The sequence below is a fragment of the Sediminihaliea albiluteola genome, assembly GCF_014077625.1.
Classification (GTDB): Bacteria; Pseudomonadota; Gammaproteobacteria; order Pseudomonadales; family Halieaceae; genus Sediminihaliea; species Sediminihaliea albiluteola.
Genome location: NZ_JACFXU010000013.1, coordinates 523,763 through 543,329 on the forward strand (window position 1 = coordinate 523,763; position 19,567 = coordinate 543,329).

The following is a 19,567-nucleotide window of genomic DNA, read 5'->3' on the forward strand; positions in this document are numbered from 1 at the left end:
CAGGTTGTTTGTACTTATGTTCAGCAGCTAGTATCGGCCTTATTGAAAGCTATTTCCAGCATACGAAAAATCAAAGATTGAATGACTCGCGCGCGACAGCATAGGCGGAAAGGGCCTGCTCCCTAGCGCTGCTGTGCTCGACTATAGGCAGAGGGTAGTTTTCACCTAAGACTAACCCCGCTTGTTCTAGTACCTTAGCAGGTGCTTTAGAAGGCTGGTGAAGATACTTGTTGGGCAGCCCAGCGAGTTCAGGAACCCAGCGGCGAATATAGTCACCTTGTGGGTCAAATTTTTCCCCTTGAGTCGTGGGGTTGAAGATACGAAAGTAAGGAGAGGCATCGGCGCCGCTGCCAGCCACCCACTGCCAGCCACTGGCGTTGTTGGCTAAGTTGGCATCGACCAAACAGTCCCAAAACCAGCGTTCGCCTAAGCGCCAGTGCAGCCGCAAGTGTTTGGTCAAGAACGAGGCCACTATCATTCGAAGCCGGTTGTGCATATAGCCGCTCTGCCACAATTCGCGCATACCGGCGTCAACCATTGGGTAGCCTGTTTGGCCTTGTTGCCAAGCCTGAAGTGCAGTGGGATTACTCTCCCAGGGGAAGTGAGCAAACTGCGCCTTGAAGGGCTCCTGCGGTAGTTGCGGAAAAAAGTGCAATAGATGGTGACTAAATTCCCGCCAAGCCAACTCACTGAGAAACTTATTGCTCTGCTCAAGCAAACTGTGCTCTTGGGCTACTTTAGCCTTTGTGGCATGCCAGACCATGCGCGGTGATATTTCACCGAAACTCAAATGTGCTGAGAGTAAGCTAGTGCCTACTTGTGCCGGGATGTCTCGTGCATCTTGGTAATCATCGATGGCAGCATTTAGAAACTGCTGTAGCCGCTGCGCAGCGCCTTCAGCACCCGGTTGCCAGAGTGTTTCCCATCCCGCTGCCCAGTTGGGGCTGTCGGGCAAAAGTTGCCAATCTGTCAAAGTATCAGATGCCAAGCCCGTCCTAAGGCTCTGAGGGGCTTTTGGCAGTCCTAAGGGCAGTGCTGGTTCGGGGCCGCTGCGGCAGCGGCGCCAGAATGCGGTGAAAACCTTAAAGGGGCCGCCAGCTTGGGTCAGTATGCTGCCCGGTTCAAACAAGAGGCTGCCAGCAAAGCGTTTAAAGCTAATTGCCCTGTATTGAAACAAGTGATGCAGATCTTGTTCAAGCGCTGCCGCCCAGGGCTCGTACTGACGGCTGCAAAAAACCGCATCGGCGCCAGTCTCATCACAGAGCTTGGGCAGCAGCGTTTTAGCCGAGCCCCTTCGCAGTATCAGTTCAGTGCCGTAATGCTGCTTAAGCTCTTTATTTAAAGCACTCAGGCTGTGATGTAGCCACCAGCGGCTGGCTTGTCCCAAGCGCCACTGGCTAGGACTTTCATCGTCTAAAATATACACTGGGATAAGCGCTTTTCCGCTGGCAATGGCAGCGTCTAAGCCCGGGTTGTCTTTTAGTCGCAGGTCTTGCCTGAACCAAAATATAATCGCTTCATTCATTGCCTAAGGCTGCCTTTTGCTAGTAGATAAACTCACTGCTGTCATAGCTTAGATGATACTCCTAGGTACTTGGCGGGAGCTTTTATCAAGCTGGCAGGGGCTTGAACTGGGTTAATGCTTAGAGCTCGTTGCGTAGCTTTAGCTGATCGGGGTAGGGCTGCATAAACACCTGCTGCTCAATGTAGCGGTTGGGGTTATTAGCAAAGTGATGTTTCAGCATAGTGATTGGCACGATCAGCGGAACCTCACCCACACGGTATTGATCGATCAGACTGCTCAAGCGCTGGCGCTCGGCAGTTCCTAATTGCTTTCTGAGGTAGCCCGCCAGATGAAATAGCACATTACTGTGTGAACGCTGGGTTGCTCTTTCACTTAATGCCGCCATCAAGCCGGCAATAAATTCCTCGGCCAATGTATCAATGTCCTGCTTGCCGGCGTCGGCGAGTAGGCGTCCTAGTATTTTGTAACTAGGGATATGATGTGCCATGACAAGGTATTTATAGCGGCTGTAAAAAGCGACTAAACGCTGCGCAGTTAAGCCTTGGCGGCACAGAGTTTGCCAGTCATGGTAGGTATAGACTCGAGTCACAAAGCTTTCCCGCAAGCCGGGGTCATTCAAACGACCGTCATCCTCAAGGGGCAGCAGTGGCTGTGCTTGGCTCAGCGCGCTAGCAAAAATTCCGCGGGTATCTGTGGCGACACTGTGTCCGTTAGCTAAATAGCGTTTGACCCGGTCATAGCCACAGCTTGGGCTACCTTTCACCAAAATATAACCGCTGAGATCTGGATTTTTGGCGATAAGCTCGGCGCCATAGCGGGCTAAGCGCTCGGTATAATCCTGTTGCTGGGTGGCCACATCGAGGGCGCGTACACTGTCAGCTTCGCTGCCTACTAAGTGGATTGGCGGCCGGGGGATTCCCATACCAATACCCACTTCCGGGCAAAATGAACGGGTGTCAAAGGCCTCCATCAAGGCGCGAACATGCTCGTTAGCATTTTTACTTTGGCCGTTATAACGGACTTCTTGACCAGTTAGGCAGGCGCCAATGCCCACTATCGGCTTGTTGTTTGCGGGCTTGTCGGCTATCGCTTTAGCGGACTTTTGCGGTGGGCTGTTGTGTGGCAACTCAGTCATGGTCATGTGTTCAAGGTGAGGCAGATAGACGTTAGCCTTGTCTTGAGACGAGTGCAAGGTGGTAAATTGAGGGCTCTAGCTGAAAGAGCCCTAGCTTTAGTCCTGTTCTTTCTGCTGCTTGTTTGCCGCTGTTGCTGCGGGGCCATAATAAGCCCAGATACGCTGCAATAGCGCAGAGTCTCGAGCCATCCACATCCACAACAAGACCGGTGCCAGTGTGGGCACGATCAAGGTATTGAGTTGATACAGAATTGCCACCACGGGTGGTGGGGGTAGGGGGACTGTGCTTGCGCTATACAAGGTATCGCCCAAGCCTAGCATCAGGTTCTTCAGGCTAATACTGATCAAGCCGATCGTCATTAATAACCATAGAATTAACACACCGCGGCTGAGGCGCTCCAGGGGTTGACTGACCCGTGAGGCAAACAAGAGGGCGGCGAAAAATGGAATAGAGAATGACAGCAAGCGAGTGTCTACGGGAAAGGCCATCTGATAGCCGGCTTGCACGGCGGGAACGATTCGACCATCTTCCATATCGCCAAACTGAGAGACAACTAGTAAGCGCGTGCCATCGAGGCTTACGCTGTTAACAAGCTCTGGCAGCCCCCATTCCAGCAGGATTTTACTGAGATAAAAGGCTGGGGCAGCTGGTAGGGCACCACTGGCATACCACAAGCCGAAACAGGGCACCATGACCACAAGCACCCAGGCCATATAACGATAGGGGGAAGATTCACTCATGTCGCAGTGGGCAGTGGCTGCCGGTTGAGATAACGCAAATAAATCAAGAACACGATTAATACGTCGAGCATAATCAACACCGGCCAAAGGTAGAGGTGGGTGAAGGTAAATACTGTTTCGCTCCACTGACCGAGATAAAACAGGCTGATTATTCGGCCAATGTTTAGTACTTGAATGGTAAAAAAGCCCAGCACAATAGCGCTGACACGCTGCTTCCAGTTAGCGGGAAAGGCGAGGATCCCGGCGATTAAAACAATAGCTGCTTCGACACCGTTACACCCGGCTTCTATAGACACCGCAAAGCGATTTACAGTGTGCTCGATAATCCGACCATAAGCGATAACATCGGCATCGAAGGGTAAAATTAATGCGGCACTCAAAGTAGCCAGAGCAGCGGTAAAGGGTTGAATCACCTGCTCTTGAACTGGCTGCAGCATTTCCACGGTGAACAAGGTCACCAGTGTCAGTAAGAAAATTAAAATAAACTTTTTCATAGCAGTAGTATTATGGTTTAGCAGTGCTTCACTTGGAAGTGCTCTAGTTCACAGTTTACGGGAGTTGAGCTGATTATGACACGGACCGGTCGAACTATCGGTATAGTATTGACCCTTGCTATGTTTGTATTTAGCGCTTGGATGTACCTGCGTACTTCCGATTGGGTAGCACTGATCTTTGCTATTGGCAGTTTTGGCTATGCCATCGTATTTCTTAAAGTCACACCAGGGAGTAAACCATGAATTCTCTTGGCAGCATGGCATGGCGCGTAGCCAGATTTCCACTATTGCTGATAGCAGTACTAAGTTTAAGTGCTTGCGCCACTTTATTTGCCGACATAGACCCGCCAAAAGTGTCAGTGGACAGCGTGCGTTCCTTGCCGAATGCGGAGGGTGGGCCGCGCTTTGAGATTACGCTGCGCATTGCTAACCCCAATAAGCAGGCACTAAATATCACGGGTATTAGTTACGCAGTGGATTTACTGGGCCGTGAACTGGTGAGTGGGGTAAGCAATGATATCCCCCGGATTGCTGCCTATTCAGAGCAGAAGGTAAAACTGGAGGCAGGGGTCAATTTGCTTCAAGTGCTGCGCTTAATCACAGAATTAGGGCAGACAAGCACTGACAACCTAGATTACCGTTTCTCAGCTAAAATTGATTTTGCTGGCTTGATGCCCACTTTGCGAGTGAGTGAGAAGGGCAGCCTGTCGCTCAATTAAGGGCGCTGGCGTCTTAGCCAGCTCCCCACAGTGATTGAGCGAAGATCGCTAAAATAATCACCGGACAGACAACGCGCACATACAGCGGCCATATCTTCCAGAAGGTACTGTGCTCAGCGCCGGCATTGCCTTTTTGCAGTTCTTGCAGGACCTGATCGCGGCGCCATACCCAACCGGCATAGATACAAAACATAAAACCTAAGAGAGGCTGGCTGTAGCGAGTGGTCACTGTGACCACTAGGCCAAAGAGCTCGCCAAAATTCAGCAAAATCACTGTGCTAATGCCGGTGATGGCTAAGCCAATTAAGACCACAGCAAGTTTGCGGCTGACACCATGTTCTTCAATGGTATAGGCCACCGGTACCTCCAGCATGGAAATAGAGGAGGTTAGCGCGGCAATACTCATCAGGAAGAAGAAGGTAAAGGATACCACTATGCCCGCTATGCCCATGGTTTGAAACAGCTCTGGGAGCACGGTAAAGATCAAGGTGTCTTCGGAGATAAGACCGCCGCTGGCGTTAAAAATCTCTACGCCATTATTCAGCGCAACGTACATCGCCGGCAATACCAAAAAGCCAGCCATCACTGCGATAGAAATATCGACTAAGGTAACCATTCCCCCGAGTACTGGCAGGTTTTCGCGGTCGGATATATAGGAGCCATAGATCAGCATCGTACCTACGCCCAAAGAAAGCGAGAAGAAGGCAGCGCCCAAGGCTTTAATAATCAGGGATGGCGATAGGGCTCGGTCAAAATCGGGTAGGAGATAGATTTTCAGGCCCGTGGCGGCTCCCTCTAGTGTCAGCACATAGCCCACTAGAATCAGTAGCGTAATTAGCAAGATGGGCATCAAGCGACTAGACCAGCGCTCAATACCTTGCTGCACACCCTCAGAAATAATGCCGATAGTGAGTGCCATGAAAAGCATCATAAACAGAAGATTGCGACTAAAACTGAAGCTAGTTAGCCAGCTGGCGAGAGCATCCATAGCGAGTAACTCGGCCACTGAGCCGAGGCAGTGGGCGATCATCCAACCCGCTACAATGGCGTAGAAACTGAGAATCAAACTGGCCACCACTAAACCGATGATGCCAGTGCCAGCGCCAATGCGCCGGCTCAGACTGCCCGGTGAAATTAAACGCAGGGCAGTCACCGCATTGCCATGGGCATGGCGACCAATAATCAGTTCGGCCATCAGTGCAGGATAGGCCAGTGTAAAGGCCAAAACTAAATAGACTAGGAGAAATGCTGCACCGCCGTTGCTAGCGGCCTGGGTAGGAAAACCCCAGATGTTCCCAAGACCTACTGCGCTGCCTGCTGCAGCCATAATAAAACCAAAGCGTGAGCTGAACTCGCCCCGAGTTGAAGCCATAAATAATGCCCGTTTGCGTTGTTATTGCGCCAGCGAGTGTAACTGAAGCGCTTGTGTGACGGCCAGTTTAATTGCCTAAGCTGGCCTGGCAGGGGCGTTTACCTTTTTGTTTATCCGCTTTAATGCCAAAGAGTTTGAGGGCTAGCTCGGGGATCAGCATCAGCGCTTCTGCAGAGGCGTTAGCGGTTGTCATTATGGGCGATACGCTAGTTTTAGGGCTTTTCATCGGGCCGCGCAAGGATACAGAGGAGGGGATTTGTACTAAGCGGTTTTTAGAGCGCGGAGTGAGCGTGATATCCAGCCGTTGACGCACTAAATCTAGCTCACCCTCTCCCTTAGCTATCATGCGTGGCGATTCAACATATAAGTTGTCAGTCTTTGCCACACCTGATTTCACTGCGAACTGAGCCATCGTGCAGTCTACATAGGTTGAGCGCTCCAAGGCGGCACCGGAGAACATCCAGGCCAGTAAGTCGGTTGCTAATACATCATAGGCTGCGCCTTCGATCACCGCGTCTTCAAGTGCTAAGGCTAAACTGCCGTCAAGGGATTCAATCCACTGCTGTCCGGTAATGCCTCGGGATGTTAAGCCGCCCCGTATGTTTAACACACCCTCGACATCGCTATCGATATCAAAGTCGCGTATCAAGCGCACCATATCAATGGCTAGGGCCTGGCCACCAATACTGATGGCAGCAGGTTGTGCTTGTAGGTCAATGATGCCGCGAAATTCCGCCAGAGCATGCTCGTAATTGACGTTGAGCTCACGTAGCAAGTATTGGCCATTGCTACCGATGATCTCTAACTCTAGGCCTTGGATTTGGCTTTGTTCACCTCGTATCCCACCAAGATCTAGGCTCAGATCGATAGGGTAGCTGGGCAGTCGCTCGATCAAGGCTTCCAGTGGGTTGCGCTTTTCGCTGGCGGGCACCTGCTCTTTAACTTTGTTGGGGTCCGCTGCTTGTATGCCAAGGTCTGTTAACCAAAGTAGGGGGGAGCTGAGCGCCAAGCTAAGCCCTGTGATTGCCTTATTCTTGTGTTTAATTTCATTGTGTAGCTGCCACTGCGTGCCACCAGTGACGGCAGAGACCTCAGTCACTATGTTCTCAGTGCCAGCTTTGCTCTGCAGTCGAGCGCTGAAACTAGGGATGGCCCGGCCGCTGATATTTTTAATGAACTGTTGATCCTCGCTGTAGGCACTTAGTTCAACATTGCCATTAGGAATTCCGCCAAGGTCATCAAGATGGCCTTTAGCGTGCATCATGAAGCTATCATTGTCATGGCTATCGAGCATGATGTCATGCAAGTTCCAGCGCTTACCATCTTGGATCAACTGGCCACTGCCGCTTAGGCTGCCTAGCGGTCCCTGATAGGGAAAGTTATCAATGTAGGTGTGGACTAGGGTAGCCGTATCAACATGCGAAAATTGCAGCGCTAGCGAAGTGCCGCTGAAGGCCAGTAAGTCATTAATTTTGCCACTGGCTTGCAGTTGAAGCTGTTGGCTGTTGATGCTTAGCGCAATGTCCTGCAGTGAATAGCGCTGCTTGTTTTGGCGGATATTAGCGCTGGCCCTAACTTGCCCCATTACGGGAACAGCCAGTTCCAAATACTGAGACAGGGCACTGCTGTCACTCATGCTGCCATTGAGCTTAGCCTGAAGGCCTTCGATCAGCCATTGCTCGCGGTGATTCACTGTGGCCTTGAGCTGGGCCAAGTTGAGCTGCAGATCGCTGCCCTGAATCTCTATATCCGCATCACTGATTTGCAGCGAATCGCCACTGCCATTGATTGAAGCCTGCCCATGGAGCTGATGTTCAGGGGGGAGGCTCAGTTTTAGCCATTGGTTAATTTGATCTAAAGAGGGCGCCTCTACTTGCCACTGGCTTTTTAGCCCTGAGATTGAGGCAAGGCTAATGGGGGGCCTAAGATCAATCAGCTCTATGCCACCGCTCACAGTGAGATGAGACTGGGCAGGGTCCCCCAAACGACCTTGCACTGCCTCGAGCTGAAGTGCATCGGCGTTGCCACTGAGGAGACCCTCGAGCTGCCAGGGGCCAGGCTCAAAGGGCAGTTCGCCAAGCCATTGACTGAGCACCCCAAGCTTGGGGCCATGGAGCTTGATTTGAACTTGATTGCCCCCGGTATTGCTCTTTCCCGATAGGGCACCAGGCGCCAGGCTGCCAGATACACTGAGCTCCAAACCTGCCTCATGCAGCGTTGTCAGCTCAAACTGACTGACAGCGATATTATCCAATGGGCCGCTGACACTCAGGCGGGCATTCGCTGTGCCCAATGAAGATAGGTCTAAGTCGATCCAGTTGACTATATAGCCTAGCTCAGCCAAGTGTCCTTCGGCCTCAAGGTTCAGCATCGTGTGCTCAGGGCTCTGGTAGCTAAAGTCACCAGTGGCGGTAAGAGAATAAGCGGGTGGGTTATAGAGCATGAACTGAGCATCACTTAGCTCGTAGCCCTGACTATCCCCCTGTAAGCGACCCTGTAACTGTAATGAGCCTTGCACCGCGGGTGCATCTTCAATCCCCGCTAGTAGCTTTTCGATGTCGGGAATTGCGGCGCTGAGGGAAAAGTCATAACTAAAGGTCTCTATGCCCCCTTTGAGCTCACCTTCCAATATTGCTAAGCGAGAACTTTCTGTGGCATGAAACTCGCCGCGTAATTCGATGCCCTGAAAACCTTCCTCGCTGCGCATGGCGTAGAGATAAAGCCTGAGATCTAGGGGCTCGCCTTCATAGTCGGCTGCCGCAGTTAAACGATATTTATCGGAGGCAATACGCTCTCCATCGATGTTTTTAAGAGGGAAAATACGCGTATCAGCGCCATGGGTAATCAGGTGTAGTGAGCCTACTTGCAGCTTGGCCGGTAGCCACTTTAAGTGGCGTAGCCAGTTTGAGGGGCTGGGATCCTCCGTCTCATCTTGTTGGGCGATGTAGATGATGACACTGCCAGCTTGCAGTGCAGAGCCCTGCAGTCGCTGCCAGAGCATCTGCCAGAGGTTTATACGGGCATTGAAATCCAAGATGGATAAGAGGGGCGCGCCCTTACTACCGTCTTGATAGAGGTGAATTTGTTTAGCAGTGATCCGCCCCTGCTGTATATCGAGCACAGGCTCGCGCAAGTCCAGATGGAGTAGCGTGAAGTCGTCCACTAGCCATTCAACCGTGCGCAGTAGTCTATCTGGCGAATGCAGCAGTAAATAAGAGCCCAGCGCAGTGCCCAAAACCAGCAATAACAACACAGATAACAATACGCGCATCGGCTACTCGAAGGGCCTAAATGAGACTTCAAAGTGTATCATGTGAGAGATTGCTTGCCCCGAGCCCATATGACTGTGTTATTATGCGCCGCCTCGTTAGTCGAGACCTTCCCCATACCCTGCCCGGATGGTGAAATTGGTAGACACAGGAGACTTAAAATCTCCCGCCTATTGCTGGCGTGCCGGTTCGATTCCGGCTCCGGGCACCATATAAATCAATAGCTTACAGCTTAATAGTGATTTTCAGGTATTTGCTAAACATTATTTATGTAGCAAATATCTAGCCATTTACGAAGATTGGCTCTGTGCCATAAACACGGAATGAGCGTTCATCCCTCCCGCTTGATAATGCCATTCCGCCCGCAGAGAGTCAGTACCCTCAAGCGCTAGTGCTCAAGCCCCTAAAACTATTAATTATCCCATGTGGCCTCTCACGAAAAATTAACACATGAGCCGATCAGTTTATAATTTTATGACTCTTGCGATTTATTGACGAAGCGAAATCAGTTCATATAGTATCCATACAAAAGTATACAACTGTATACCTTTGTGGCTATCCTAGTCCCTCACTAGACCTGATCAGGCTCTTAGTCTCGACACATTTGAGCAAAAACAATAAGTAAAGGATCAAAGCGATACTATGAATAAAAATGCGATCGATACAAACACTAAAAAGAAAGGGCTGTCTTATTTAAGGCTGTCTATAGCCTGCTTATGTGCTCCGCTAGTATCCCTATCTTCAGCCTTCGCTCTGGACGAGTCCGCTGAAAAGGATGCCCAGGCCTTTTGTACAACCTTAAAAAAAATAAATGATGGGGGTATTGATACACGTGGTCTGCCGGAGCTCGATGGTCATGCCAAAGTTTTAAAAGCATTATTAGATGTATCTCCGGCTGCTATTCAAAAGGATATGCAGCAATTTCATGATGCTTTTGAGGCTTGGGCTGCAGCGGTTGACGGCAAAAGACCTATGATCAAAACATTCGCTGAGTTAAGTGACCCTTCTTTAGCCGGCGCGGAAGGGCGGGTCGGTGATTTCATAGCAGCTGAGTGTGGGCTGAGTTTAGAAGGCAGTAGTTATAATGTTTCTGCGATACCGGCGACACAAACGATCTGCCCAGCTTGGCCTCGGATCGGCAACCCAGAGACATTCAATCATTTTCCAAATTTACCGGACATAGCCGGCGCTAATTACTTCAGCAATAACTTTCTAATTTCCGCTAGCGCTGAGGTAGCACAGCCTGGGCTTTTTGTGGTTGAGCCGGGAGGATGGGTTGAGTTTCATGGCCAATACCCGCGTTCTAGATATTTCGCCTATCACCCGAATGATATGGATCTAAATAACCTGCCAACGCTTGTTGATAAGGATATAGATCCCGATGCGGGCAGTGTTAATCCCTACCGCCAAGTGCCGACCGAAAGTGATGAGCTGTATTACACGGCTAAGTATGTTTTTGGGCCTCCACCTACCAACCCAGAGCCTAATACGCGATACGTTGGGGTCAAGAAAGATGGTAAAAGCCCTAATCATTACGTCAGTAATTTGTTGCGCTTATATGCCTCGGATATTGGTGATGGAGCCAACTCCGGCGGGGTACCACTTCCCGCAGTCACTATTTATAACGCCGCAGGAGAGGTAACGCAGCAATTTGATGAATGCGATCTTTATGCCAACGGCGGTATGAGCGTCAAATCGGATTTAAAGTATCCCCATTTGCCGATTGCTGATCACCGTGCAAATAAGGATGGCTACTGGAGTACCTCATCTAACTTTGAAGCGCCTTCCGATACCTTAGCGAACGCCGACGTGCAGTACCTCAGCACTGTCTACAGTAAGCGTTTTGGTGATATCCATGTGCTAAGAGCGAAATACTTATCGGCACCTGACACCAGATCAGGTGTGCCCGTCAGCTCACCGGACTTTGATGTTAGGTTGTATTCTATTTGTACTTATAATATTTGGGCTGGGCACGCGATTGACTGCATGCTTGACTCGGAATTAAGCGTGGACGAGGAGGGTTATTACACCCTAGTTATCTCTGATGAAATAAATCGCCCTGAAAACTTGCAGCAACAAAAGGCGACATGGATCGACTCAGGTGGTTTTCTTGATGGCCAGCTCACCTATCGCTATGTCTATCGAGATAACCCAATAGTTCAGGATATTATCAATGGCGTAAAAGGAGCAGAGATTCCAGCTAGCAGCGCTGAGTTTATTCCCGAGTCTATCGCTTGTACTAAGGAGCGCTTTGAAGATGGCGGATGGAAGGCTTGCTTTGATAACGAGGAATGAAATACAGCCTTAAAGCAAAACTGAGCCGGCATGCCATGCATGCCGGCTCAACCACAATAAAACACAGCTTCTATGCAATCTAAACGGGCGGCTCGTTGCGGCTTGTCTGAGAAGCACTAATCCCAGCTTGGCGACCAAAGAAGGTGGCGTCGGCAACTGACATGCCACTTGCGTAGCCTTCACCTGTGCGCGGTATACCTGATGCGGTGCGCCCTGCTGCGTAGAGCCCCTCAATTACTTCACGCTCAGCGGTCAGCACTTCGCCAGTGGGTAGAGTATCGAGCCCCCCTAAGGTGAAGCATGTTGGTTTCAGTGTTGCCAAGCTGTAATCGACTAGTGCAAAGGGTGGGGTGACTAGGGGAGCAAGCCAGTCAGCGCTTTTGTGGAAGAGGGGGTCAACACCTTGCTCTGCATGCTGGTTATAGTAGGCGACAGTGTGTTGTAAAGAGCCTTCAGGTAAGCCCGACTCCCGCTCAAGTTCTTCAACCGTTTCTCCTACCGCGATGATTTCAGTGGTTTCGTGGTAGTCGGGGCGGCTGTAGTACTTGTTGTCGATGAACATATAAGCTTTTTGGTTGGTCTGCCTGGCCGCATAGTCGCCCAGACGAGCAAGGTAGATATCTTCGTTAATAAAACGCTGCCCTTGTTCGTTAACGAAAATGCCGTAAGTGAGATCCGAGGGTGGATAGTGAGCTATTCCGACAAAAGCCTGGCCCATGTGAATCGCGTTGCCACCCGCGGCAATGCCCATCAGAATACCATCACCGCGATCTCCCGGATTACCGTGGCGAGTACAGATCGATTCCAGCTGCGGGATGTGCTGCTTGGTCATGCTCTCATTCATGATGAAGCCGCCCATTGCCAGAATGACGCCTTGCCGCGCATAAACGGCCTGCACTTTGTTATCAATTTTTACTAAAAGACCGCAAATGCGCTTGTTTTCATCTTGGATAAGACTGAGCACACGGGCGTCGTATTTAATATCGGCCCCGGATTCAACAACGTTTCTCATCAAATGACCCATCAGTACCTTGCCGCCGTCATGGTCGGCATCGGCAGGTAGGTGGCCTCGTGGAATTGCTTGTGCCTGCTGGTTAAAGGGATAAGCCCTCTCGTTGCCAGTGTACTGCAGCGAATCACCTGTCATGGCAACGACATCACGGCCTGGGTAGAAGCCGCGCTTATAGGGAACCCCTAGGCCTTCAGCCCAATCAAAGTGCTCAGCAGCACCGTCAACAAACTTTCTGACTCTAGCTTCGTCGGCATATTTGCCGAAACAGGCCATTAAATAGTTATAGAAATTCTCAGTGCTATCTTCAAAACCAAGTTCTTGTTGTAACTTGGTGCCACCATTACCGCCTAGATACATTTCACAAGCAGAGAGTGCCGTGGAGCCACCGCCACTAGAAAATCGCTCGAAGATCATGACCTCTGAACCTGCACGTCGCGCTTCAAGTGCAGCCGATGCCCCAGCTCCGCCGTAACCACAAACAGCAACATCCGTTATAAAGTCAAAGTGTTCAATCTGCTCAAGCTTTACTACGCGATCCATGAAAAGCACTCTCCAAGATAGGCCATGTTTAGAACAGCCAAAGCACAGCAGCTGTTCCAGTAAGGCAACACACTACAGTTGCTTAGCAATGTTTTCTAGAGCGGTTCAGTATGGAATGGTAAACGATCGGCAGGCGGGGAAAGACTAGTATAAGACTTTAGTATTTATCCCGCGCCTGTTGTTGTTACAGCCTGAGATAGGCCTCAGCAGCACTCGATAATGCTATCTAGGCCTTATTGGCCTGATGCTTTATTCCCATTGATTGCAGCTCAAAAGCTTAGCCCCTCTGGAGGGGCTATGCTCTGTGCACTGAGCTGCCACTGTGTGGATCCAGTCTGGGTATGACTGTTTGACTCTATGAGCTTAGAGTAGCTCTTTGCGCAATTGTGCTGGGTCTTTGGGGGACAGCAAGCCTGGTGCAATATCAAAGACGGTTCTTGCGCCCACTTCGCCAGAGCTGGCCAGGCGGTGTACGGCGCGGGTATAGGCGACTAGTACGCTGGCGGTGAACTCGGGGTTGCTGCCAAGGGCCAGTGAGTACTCGATCGTTTGTTTGTTGCCCTCACCGGTCAGACCGCTGCGAATCACAAAGCCGCCGTGGGGCATGCTGCTGTGCTCTTTGTCGAAGGTCGCTTCATCGATGAAGTTGACGGTGGTGTCATAATCCGCGAAGTAGTCGGGCATGGTCACGATGCTATTGCGTACGGTCTCTGCGTCTGCATCGTCTTTGAGTACTACGAAACACTCGCGCTTATGTTTTTCACGGGTACTTAAAGTGGGCTGTTCACCACTGCGGACACGAGCAATAGCTTCTTCAGAGGGCAGGGTGTATTGCACGCCTCTTTTCACGCCGGGCACGCGGCGCACGGCATCAGAGTGCCCTTGGCTTAAGCCTTTACCCCAAAAGGTGTATGTTTCGCCTTCGGGCAAGATGCTTTCGCCAAATAAACGGTTGAGTGAAAACACACCGGGATCCCAGCCGCCAGAGAGCATAGCAAGGTGCCCTGATTGCCGGGCTGCTTTATCGAGCGCGGCGTGGTGCTCATTCACTTTGGCGTGGGTGTCAAAGCTATCTACCGTATTAAAGAACTGGGCTAAGTAAGGCCCTTGCTCTGGTAAATCGCTTTTTGAACCGCCGCAGAGGATCATGACATCAACAGCGTCTTGGTATTGTTCAATATCAGCCATTGGGTAGACGGGTACTTTGGAATCGAGTAGCTCTACTGTACTGGGCTCACGGCGACTGAATACTCCGACCAATTGCATGTCTGGATTTTGCTTCAGTGCAGCTTCAACTCCGCGCCCTAAATTTCCATAACCGGCAATGGCTACCCTGATTTGCTGAGACATATCGATTTATCCTTTAACACGTTAAAAAAACTAATAAGAGTAGGGCAGCTTATGATGAAAAATGCTGCCCCTGCAGCTTGCTGCATATAGCTAGCTGAGATGTTTACTGTAGACTAATTTGCTGTTGGCCAGCCCGGCATAGAGGCCTAGTTTAGGTGTCTAGCGTATCTGGAGCAGCCCCTTGATCGCACTTCTTACACTCCAATTGGTAGCCAAGCATATTCTGGCGACCAAGTTCTGACTCGATCCACGGGCGGTTCTCCCAAGGGGGCCTATGTCTGAGGTGCTGGAAATGACCGCAGAGCAGCTCTACAAACCAGTCATCCTGCAGATCTTTATGGAAACGAGTGATGGGCTGCTTCATATCCTCCCTTATTGCTAAGCTAAATAAGCCTGCTGCAGTGGCTGTAAAACCAGGTAACAGGCCTCAATAAAGCATTTAAAAGCCTAGCGCCAATAGTTGTTCGCAATGGCGATGGTTTGAAACTCCAGAGCTACCAGCTCAGCGGCCTGCATTAATAACTCGGCGTCGTCTTGATAGTCTTGCCGTACAGCTTGTTTGATCGCCGAATCACGCTGAATTGCGCCAATGGTTTTTCTTACCATTGTGATGGCTAATTGCCGGCCTTCAAGGGGCGTCGCAGTGATCAGACTAGGCATATAGTCATCGCTTTTCTGCTCCTCGGCAGCCTGAACGTTCTGTAAAAGGCCAATGGATAAAAAAGCTACCAACATAAGTTTTACTAGCTGCTGCATAATTATTCTCCTGAAGCCTTCTTCGATAATCGAGTGGCGAGCTAGGCTAAAAGCATTGCTTGCTGGGCTCGCAAACGAAATTTTACCCTCTTATCTTTCTCCATGTAACGTTTGCAGGCAAAAGTCCTTGCTCAGGGCTGTTAGTCATCTTGGCTCAGGGCTGTTTGTCAGCCTGATTCGGGCGCCTAGAGTGACTTTTACTCAGCTAAAGCCCTACTTGCCATAGGCCCTTTACCCACTGTATAGTGCGGCGATTATTCTTCCCCTTGCCTTTCTTAAAACTCTAGCTAAATCAATGGATTAGCTGTTTTATTTAATGTGGGTGAGCCGTGGATTTTACCTGCATTTGCCAATGACCCGTGTAGCGCCTTCAGTCACATTCGTTCTGCCGCGCCTAGTTAGCCTGCTTGCTGAGCATACGGCTGCTCAGGGTGGGGTGTCGCACTCGCAGTTTGCCCGTCGCTTGGGTGATTTGATCGACCTCAGCAACTCAGTCGCTTTGTCGGAAACACTGAGCTTATTGGGCAAGCAGGAATTTATTGCAGTCGATGATCACAGCGCTGGCGGGCGAGAAGACTTTTTGCGTGTTAGGGCGGCAATGATTTCAGCGGTATTGCGCAGCTTATTTCCCGGCAGTGGTGCGACGCGGATCCGCTGGCCAAAAGTCACCGACGGCGAGGCGCCACAAGCCCAGGCCTACAGAAAATTTTATGCTGCCCACCAGGGGGAAATGGAAGCGAGAGTGCGAGGGTTGCAGGAAAGGGTACGCGATACGGCTTCTGGCTTATCGCCAGAGCTGCTTAAACTGGCCAGCCTAGATGCGGCGGTTGGCGATAGCTTACTGGCTCATAGCCGACGCTTGTTTGCCAGCATCCCGGCCTTAGTCGCAGACCGTTTTGAAGCCCTCGAATCTCCCGCTGCGCTTGATACCACTTTTCGTAGCGAGGTTCAGGCACTTTTGCTGGCGGAAATCGAAGCGCGTTTACTGCCTGTGCAAGGGCTTATTGAAGCTATGGACGAATTAACAGACAGAGCATTATGATCAATAAAATTCTTTTTTCTGTGGTCAGCCTACTGGGCGCAGTGGCCATTATTTGGATGGCCGCTAGTTTTTTTGGTGGCCATAGTCTGGCCCTTGCTGTCACCCTAATTATTGGCCTTGCCTACGCCTTGGGGATTGCCGAGCAGTTGAGGTTTCGCCGCGCCACTGCCAAGCTTGAGGTCGCGCTGCAGTCGCCACCGCCGGTCGATAGCTCTGAGTCTGGCGCTCTAGAGGCCTGGTTGCCTCGTGTAGAGCCTTCATTACAGTATCCTGTGCGCTTGCGTGTCAGCGGGGAGCGAGTGTTGCTGCCAGCGCCTGTCCTTACGCCTTATTTGCTTGGCCTGCTGGTCATGCTGGGTTTGTTAGGTACCTTCTTTGGCATGGTCGATACACTGTCTGGGGCGGTACTGGCACTGCAGGGTAAGACCGATCTGGCCACCATACGTGCTGGTCTTACTGCCCCGATCGCTGGCCTAGGGGTGGCATTTGGCACCTCAGTTGCTGGTGTGGCCGCTTCAGCCATGCTGGGGCTAGGCGCTACTTTGAGCCGCCGTGAACGCTTGTTAGTGGTCAATCAACTGGATGCTTACGCCCATCGTTTCTTTGCTCAGTACAATGTAGCGAGCCGCCGCAACTTAGCCTTCGAGGCAATGCAGGCCCAAGCAGCAGCACTACCGACTATTGTCGATAGATTGGATGATTTGGCCGATAAGCTTGGCGCGATGAATGCCGATCTAGGCGATCGTTTAGTCAGCGGCCAGCAAGCTTTTCATGACAGTGCCAGCCAGGAATATCGCCAGTTGGCGCGCTCGGTGGGCAGCTCTTTGGAGCAAAGTCTAAGTCAAAGTGCTAGCTTGGCTGGCGAAAGCATGCGCCCCGTGCTGGAAAGCGCGATGCAAAGCTTCAACGACAATACCCTCAAAGTTCATGCTCAGTTAAGCGAACTTAGCGCTCAGCAAAGTGCCGCCTCCACTCAACAAAATGCCGAGGCAGTGGAACAGATTCAAGCACTGATCGCAGCAGGCATAGCGCAACAACAGGCCAGCCAGCGCCAGGGGATAGCTGAGTTCGAGCAGGCGCTTGCCGGCACTGCCAAGCAGTTGAGCGCAGTTAGCTCAGAGATCCAACAAGTGTTTGCTGAAGGGCATAGCCAGCAGCAAGCCAGTCAGCGCCAAAGCTTGCTAGATTTCGGCCAGGCTTTAAGTACTACAGCCGAACAATTAACTGCCGCGACGGACAACATTCAACAGCTAGTGGCCGCTGGTGTCGAGCAGCAGCAGGCCATTCAGAGTCAAAGTATTGTTGATTTCAAAGCGGCTTTGGATGGCACAGCGCAGCAGCTAAACAGCAGTACGGCGGAGATTCAGCACTTAATTGCAGAGGGCCTCAGCCAGCAACAAGCGAGCCAGCGCCAAAGTATTAGCGATTTTGATCAAAGCTTAACTCGTACAGCAGAACAGCTGATCGCCGCCACCGCTAGCATTCAACAAGTGGTAACTGAGGGTGTGGCGCAGCAGCAAGCTAGCCAGCGCGAGAGTATTGCCAGTTTTGATCAGTCGCTCAGCGCAACGGTAGCGCAACTGAGCGATGCGGCGCGTGAGATACAAGATAGTGTGAGCTTGCTCATCACAGAACAGCATCGCAGTCAGCTTGATGTCACAGAGCGCTTTGAGCAGAACTTAAAAGCGGGTGCCGAGCACTTACTCGAGAGCAGTTCCAAAGTACAGGACTTGGCGGCACAGTCCTTCAGTCAGCAGCAGCAGAGTCAGCAGCAAAGCGCCCAACAGTTTGAACAGCACTTAAGTAATACAGTAGCAGAACTCGGCGAAGTCACTCGCCACTTAGCAGAAGCTCAGCTGATCAAGATAGCTGAACTCTTGGCTGCTTCGGAGCAGTTGCTAGAGGCAAGGATGGCTTCTGAGTCGGGCTGGCTGGAGCAACACTCTGAGCGAATGGAGCAACTGAGCGCGGCACTTAGCACTGAGCTTGCGCAATTGCGTGCCGACGAAGCACTCCGTGCTAATGCTGCGCTAGAGCGTTTGGCCAACTTAGAGTCCAGCGTTGCCAAGCACCTGAGCCAACTGGGCAGCGAACTCGAAGCGCCGATGACCCGATTGATTGAAACGGCGTCTGAAACGCCTCGCGCGGCAGCCGAGGTGATCGCGCAGCTACGGCAAGAGCTGTCCAAGGGCATAGAGCGCGATAACCAGCTATTGGAAGAGCGACAGTTAGTGCTCGAGCGTTTACAAGCTCTACTGGGCTCACTTGAAAGCAGCTCTGACAGCCAGCGCGATGCAGTACAGCAGATGCTAGAGTCCTCAGCTTCAGCTTTACAGGATTTGGGTGAGCGTTTTGGTACGCAGGTCGATGAAGGTATCGCTAGGATTTCTGGGCTCAGCGGAGATATGGCCGGCAGCGCCGCAGAAGTGGCCAGTCTCGGAGAGGCTTTCCATCTGGCGGTAGAGCAATTTGGCGAGTCGAATCAGGCTTTGATTGACAGCTTAGATCGCATTGAGCAAGCCATGGATCAGTCTGCTACGCGCAGCGATGAGCAGTTGGCCTACTATGTGGCACAGGCCCGCGAAATCATTGACCACAGCATGCTGTCACAAAAAGAAATTATCGAAGAGCTGCGTCATTTGGGCCGTCAACAGCAGCTGTTTGAGGCTGATGCCTGATGGAAGAGCTGCAGCACTACGAGGATGCCCCCGCGCCCCCAGTGTGGCCAATATTTGGCGATTTGATGGCGGGTTTAGTGGGGGTTTTTGTACTCATTCTGATTTGGGTCGTCGGCTACCAAGTGGAGCTGACCCGCAGTTTAGAGCAGGAAACTGAACGCCGTCAGGTGGAAGAGCAGCGCCGTGGAGCCCTAGAAGAAGCTCTAGCGGGGCCACTTGCCAGCGGTAGGATCTCCTTAAGTCATGGCCGCATTGGGATCAGTGGCAGCGTGCTCTTTGCCTTGAACTCGGATCAACTGCAGCCCGAAGGTCGGGAGTTATTGAGCACTCTGGTAGAGCCCTTACAAGTTTATTTGGGTGAGCGAGACGAGCTGCTGATGGTCAGTGGTTTCACCGACAGTCTGCCTATCCAGAAGGGCAACCTGCATTTTAGCGATAACTGGGAACTCTCGGCACAGCGTGCTCTAACCGTGACCCGCGCACTGATAGAGGAGGGCATGCCTGCTGCGCTACTCTTTGCCTCGGCCTTTGGCGAACAGCAACCTGTGGCGGCCAATGACAATGAGGCCGGTAGGGCCCAAAATCGCCGTGTCGAGATAGCGCCTGTGCCACGCAATACGGCTAGCAACTAGGTTGATC

The 19,567-nt window shown here is 51.5% G+C and carries 16 protein-coding genes and 1 tRNA gene; 7 read left to right on the forward strand and 10 right to left on the reverse strand.

What is annotated here, in order from left to right; translation table 11 throughout:
- Positions 1–70: 70 nt before the first annotated feature.
- From H2508_RS03370 to xrtH, 4 genes are all read right to left on the reverse strand, one after another.
- Positions 71–1,525 (reverse strand): cryptochrome/photolyase family protein, encoded by a 1,455-nt coding sequence (locus tag H2508_RS03370; RefSeq protein WP_182168964.1) that lies wholly within the window; start codon positions 1,523–1,525, stop codon positions 71–73.
- 118 nt (positions 1,526–1,643) lie between these two features.
- Positions 1,644–2,660: a YbgA family protein gene (locus H2508_RS03375; RefSeq protein WP_182168965.1), complete on the reverse strand. Its 1,017-nt coding sequence runs from the start codon at positions 2,658–2,660 to the stop codon at positions 1,644–1,646.
- Between the two features lie 96 nt (positions 2,661–2,756).
- Positions 2,757–3,401: an exosortase H-associated membrane protein gene (locus H2508_RS03380; RefSeq protein ID WP_182168966.1), complete on the reverse strand. Its 645-nt coding sequence runs from the start codon at positions 3,399–3,401 to the stop codon at positions 2,757–2,759.
- Positions 3,398–3,895 (reverse strand): exosortase H, encoded by a 498-nt coding sequence (xrtH, locus tag H2508_RS03385; protein WP_182168967.1) that lies wholly within the window; start codon positions 3,893–3,895, stop codon positions 3,398–3,400. The genes H2508_RS03380 and xrtH overlap by 4 nt, the downstream gene beginning before the upstream one ends.
- 75 nt (positions 3,896–3,970) lie before the next feature.
- Here xrtH and H2508_RS03390 point away from each other — a divergent pair, with 75 nt between their 5' ends.
- Together H2508_RS03390 and H2508_RS03395 are read left to right on the forward strand one after the other, a co-directional pair.
- Positions 3,971–4,138 carry a hypothetical protein gene (locus tag H2508_RS03390; RefSeq protein ID WP_182168968.1) on the forward strand — a complete coding sequence of 56 codons (168 nt, stop codon included), beginning with the start codon at positions 3,971–3,973 and terminating at the stop codon, positions 4,136–4,138.
- Positions 4,135–4,614, forward strand: coding sequence for an LEA type 2 family protein (locus H2508_RS03395; RefSeq protein WP_182168969.1), 480 nt, complete (start codon positions 4,135–4,137; stop codon positions 4,612–4,614). Before H2508_RS03390 ends, H2508_RS03395 begins: the two co-directional genes overlap by 4 nt.
- A gap of 13 nt (positions 4,615–4,627) precedes the next feature.
- On the opposite strand, the gene H2508_RS03400 is transcribed toward H2508_RS03395, so the two are convergent.
- Both H2508_RS03400 and H2508_RS03405 read right to left on the reverse strand, forming a co-directional pair.
- Entirely contained in the window at positions 4,628–5,986 is a 1,359-nt protein-coding gene (locus H2508_RS03400; RefSeq protein WP_182168970.1) for a sodium-dependent transporter, read from the reverse strand.
- A 67-nt stretch (positions 5,987–6,053) separates the two neighbouring features.
- Positions 6,054–9,257, reverse strand: a complete 3,204-nt coding sequence (locus H2508_RS03405; RefSeq protein WP_182168971.1) for an AsmA family protein — start codon at positions 9,255–9,257, stop codon at positions 6,054–6,056.
- A gap of 121 nt (positions 9,258–9,378) precedes the next feature.
- Here H2508_RS03405 and H2508_RS03410 point away from each other — a divergent pair.
- Both H2508_RS03410 and H2508_RS03415 read left to right on the forward strand, forming a co-directional pair.
- Positions 9,379–9,466: transfer RNA gene (locus tag H2508_RS03410), tRNA-Leu, on the forward strand.
- A 431-nt stretch (positions 9,467–9,897) separates the two neighbouring features.
- Positions 9,898–11,550, forward strand: a complete 1,653-nt coding sequence (locus H2508_RS03415) for a hypothetical protein (RefSeq protein WP_182168972.1) — start codon at positions 9,898–9,900, stop codon at positions 11,548–11,550.
- Positions 11,551–11,629: 79 nt separating this feature from the next.
- Here H2508_RS03415 and H2508_RS03420 read toward each other — a convergent pair whose 3' ends face one another.
- From H2508_RS03420 to H2508_RS03435, 4 genes are all read right to left on the reverse strand, one after another.
- Positions 11,630–13,102 (reverse strand): FAD-dependent oxidoreductase, encoded by a 1,473-nt coding sequence (locus tag H2508_RS03420; protein ID WP_182168973.1) that lies wholly within the window; start codon positions 13,100–13,102, stop codon positions 11,630–11,632.
- Between the two features lie 363 nt (positions 13,103–13,465).
- Positions 13,466–14,452: a diaminopimelate dehydrogenase gene (locus H2508_RS03425; RefSeq protein WP_182168974.1), complete on the reverse strand. Its 987-nt coding sequence runs from the start codon at positions 14,450–14,452 to the stop codon at positions 13,466–13,468.
- 151 nt (positions 14,453–14,603) lie between these two features.
- Positions 14,604–14,816, reverse strand: coding sequence for a DUF3565 domain-containing protein (locus tag H2508_RS03430; protein ID WP_182168975.1), 213 nt, complete (start codon positions 14,814–14,816; stop codon positions 14,604–14,606).
- 83 nt (positions 14,817–14,899) lie between these two features.
- Entirely contained in the window at positions 14,900–15,208 is a 309-nt protein-coding gene (locus tag H2508_RS03435; RefSeq protein WP_220463566.1) for a hexameric tyrosine-coordinated heme protein, read from the reverse strand.
- 352 nt (positions 15,209–15,560) lie between these two features.
- On the opposite strand from H2508_RS03435, the gene H2508_RS03440 reads away from it, so the two are divergent.
- From H2508_RS03440 to H2508_RS03450, 3 genes are read left to right on the forward strand one after another with little or no spacing between them, the layout of a single operon-like run.
- On the forward strand, positions 15,561–16,250 hold the full coding sequence (locus tag H2508_RS03440) for a DUF3348 family protein (RefSeq protein WP_182168976.1): 690 nt from the start codon (positions 15,561–15,563) through the stop codon (positions 16,248–16,250).
- Positions 16,247–18,928, forward strand: coding sequence for a coiled-coil domain-containing protein (locus tag H2508_RS03445; RefSeq protein WP_182168977.1), 2,682 nt, complete (start codon positions 16,247–16,249; stop codon positions 18,926–18,928). The genes H2508_RS03440 and H2508_RS03445 overlap by 4 nt, the downstream gene beginning before the upstream one ends.
- Positions 18,928–19,560, forward strand: a complete 633-nt coding sequence (locus H2508_RS03450; RefSeq protein WP_182168978.1) for an OmpA family protein — start codon at positions 18,928–18,930, stop codon at positions 19,558–19,560. Before H2508_RS03445 ends, H2508_RS03450 begins: the two co-directional genes overlap by 1 nt.
- Positions 19,561–19,567: the final 7 nt, after the last annotated feature.

Excerpts from the sequence above, each read along its gene's own strand:
- H2508_RS03370 (WP_182168964.1), bottom strand. The coding sequence starts at position 1,525 with ATGAATGAAGCGATTATATTTTGGTTCAGGCAAGACCTGCGACTAAAA.
- H2508_RS03375 (WP_182168965.1), bottom strand. The coding sequence starts at position 2,660 with ATGACTGAGTTGCCACACAACAGCCCACCGCAAAAGTCCGCTAAAGCG.
- H2508_RS03380 (WP_182168966.1), bottom strand. The coding sequence starts at position 3,401 with ATGAGTGAATCTTCCCCCTATCGTTATATGGCCTGGGTGCTTGTGGTC.
- xrtH (WP_182168967.1), bottom strand. The coding sequence starts at position 3,895 with ATGAAAAAGTTTATTTTAATTTTCTTACTGACACTGGTGACCTTGTTC.
- H2508_RS03390 (WP_182168968.1), top strand. The coding sequence starts at position 3,971 with ATGACACGGACCGGTCGAACTATCGGTATAGTATTGACCCTTGCTATG.
- H2508_RS03395 (WP_182168969.1), top strand. The coding sequence starts at position 4,135 with ATGAATTCTCTTGGCAGCATGGCATGGCGCGTAGCCAGATTTCCACTA.
- H2508_RS03400 (WP_182168970.1), bottom strand. The coding sequence starts at position 5,986 with ATGGCTTCAACTCGGGGCGAGTTCAGCTCACGCTTTGGTTTTATTATG.
- H2508_RS03405 (WP_182168971.1), bottom strand. The coding sequence starts at position 9,257 with ATGCGCGTATTGTTATCTGTGTTGTTATTGCTGGTTTTGGGCACTGCG.
- H2508_RS03415 (WP_182168972.1), top strand. The coding sequence starts at position 9,898 with ATGAATAAAAATGCGATCGATACAAACACTAAAAAGAAAGGGCTGTCT.
- H2508_RS03420 (WP_182168973.1), bottom strand. The coding sequence starts at position 13,102 with ATGGATCGCGTAGTAAAGCTTGAGCAGATTGAACACTTTGACTTTATA.
- H2508_RS03425 (WP_182168974.1), bottom strand. The coding sequence starts at position 14,452 with ATGTCTCAGCAAATCAGGGTAGCCATTGCCGGTTATGGAAATTTAGGG.
- H2508_RS03430 (WP_182168975.1), bottom strand. The coding sequence starts at position 14,816 with ATGAAGCAGCCCATCACTCGTTTCCATAAAGATCTGCAGGATGACTGG.
- H2508_RS03435 (WP_220463566.1), bottom strand. The coding sequence starts at position 15,208 with ATGCAGCAGCTAGTAAAACTTATGTTGGTAGCTTTTTTATCCATTGGC.
- H2508_RS03440 (WP_182168976.1), top strand. The coding sequence starts at position 15,561 with ATGACCCGTGTAGCGCCTTCAGTCACATTCGTTCTGCCGCGCCTAGTT.
- H2508_RS03445 (WP_182168977.1), top strand. The coding sequence starts at position 16,247 with ATGATCAATAAAATTCTTTTTTCTGTGGTCAGCCTACTGGGCGCAGTG.
- H2508_RS03450 (WP_182168978.1), top strand. The coding sequence starts at position 18,928 with ATGGAAGAGCTGCAGCACTACGAGGATGCCCCCGCGCCCCCAGTGTGG.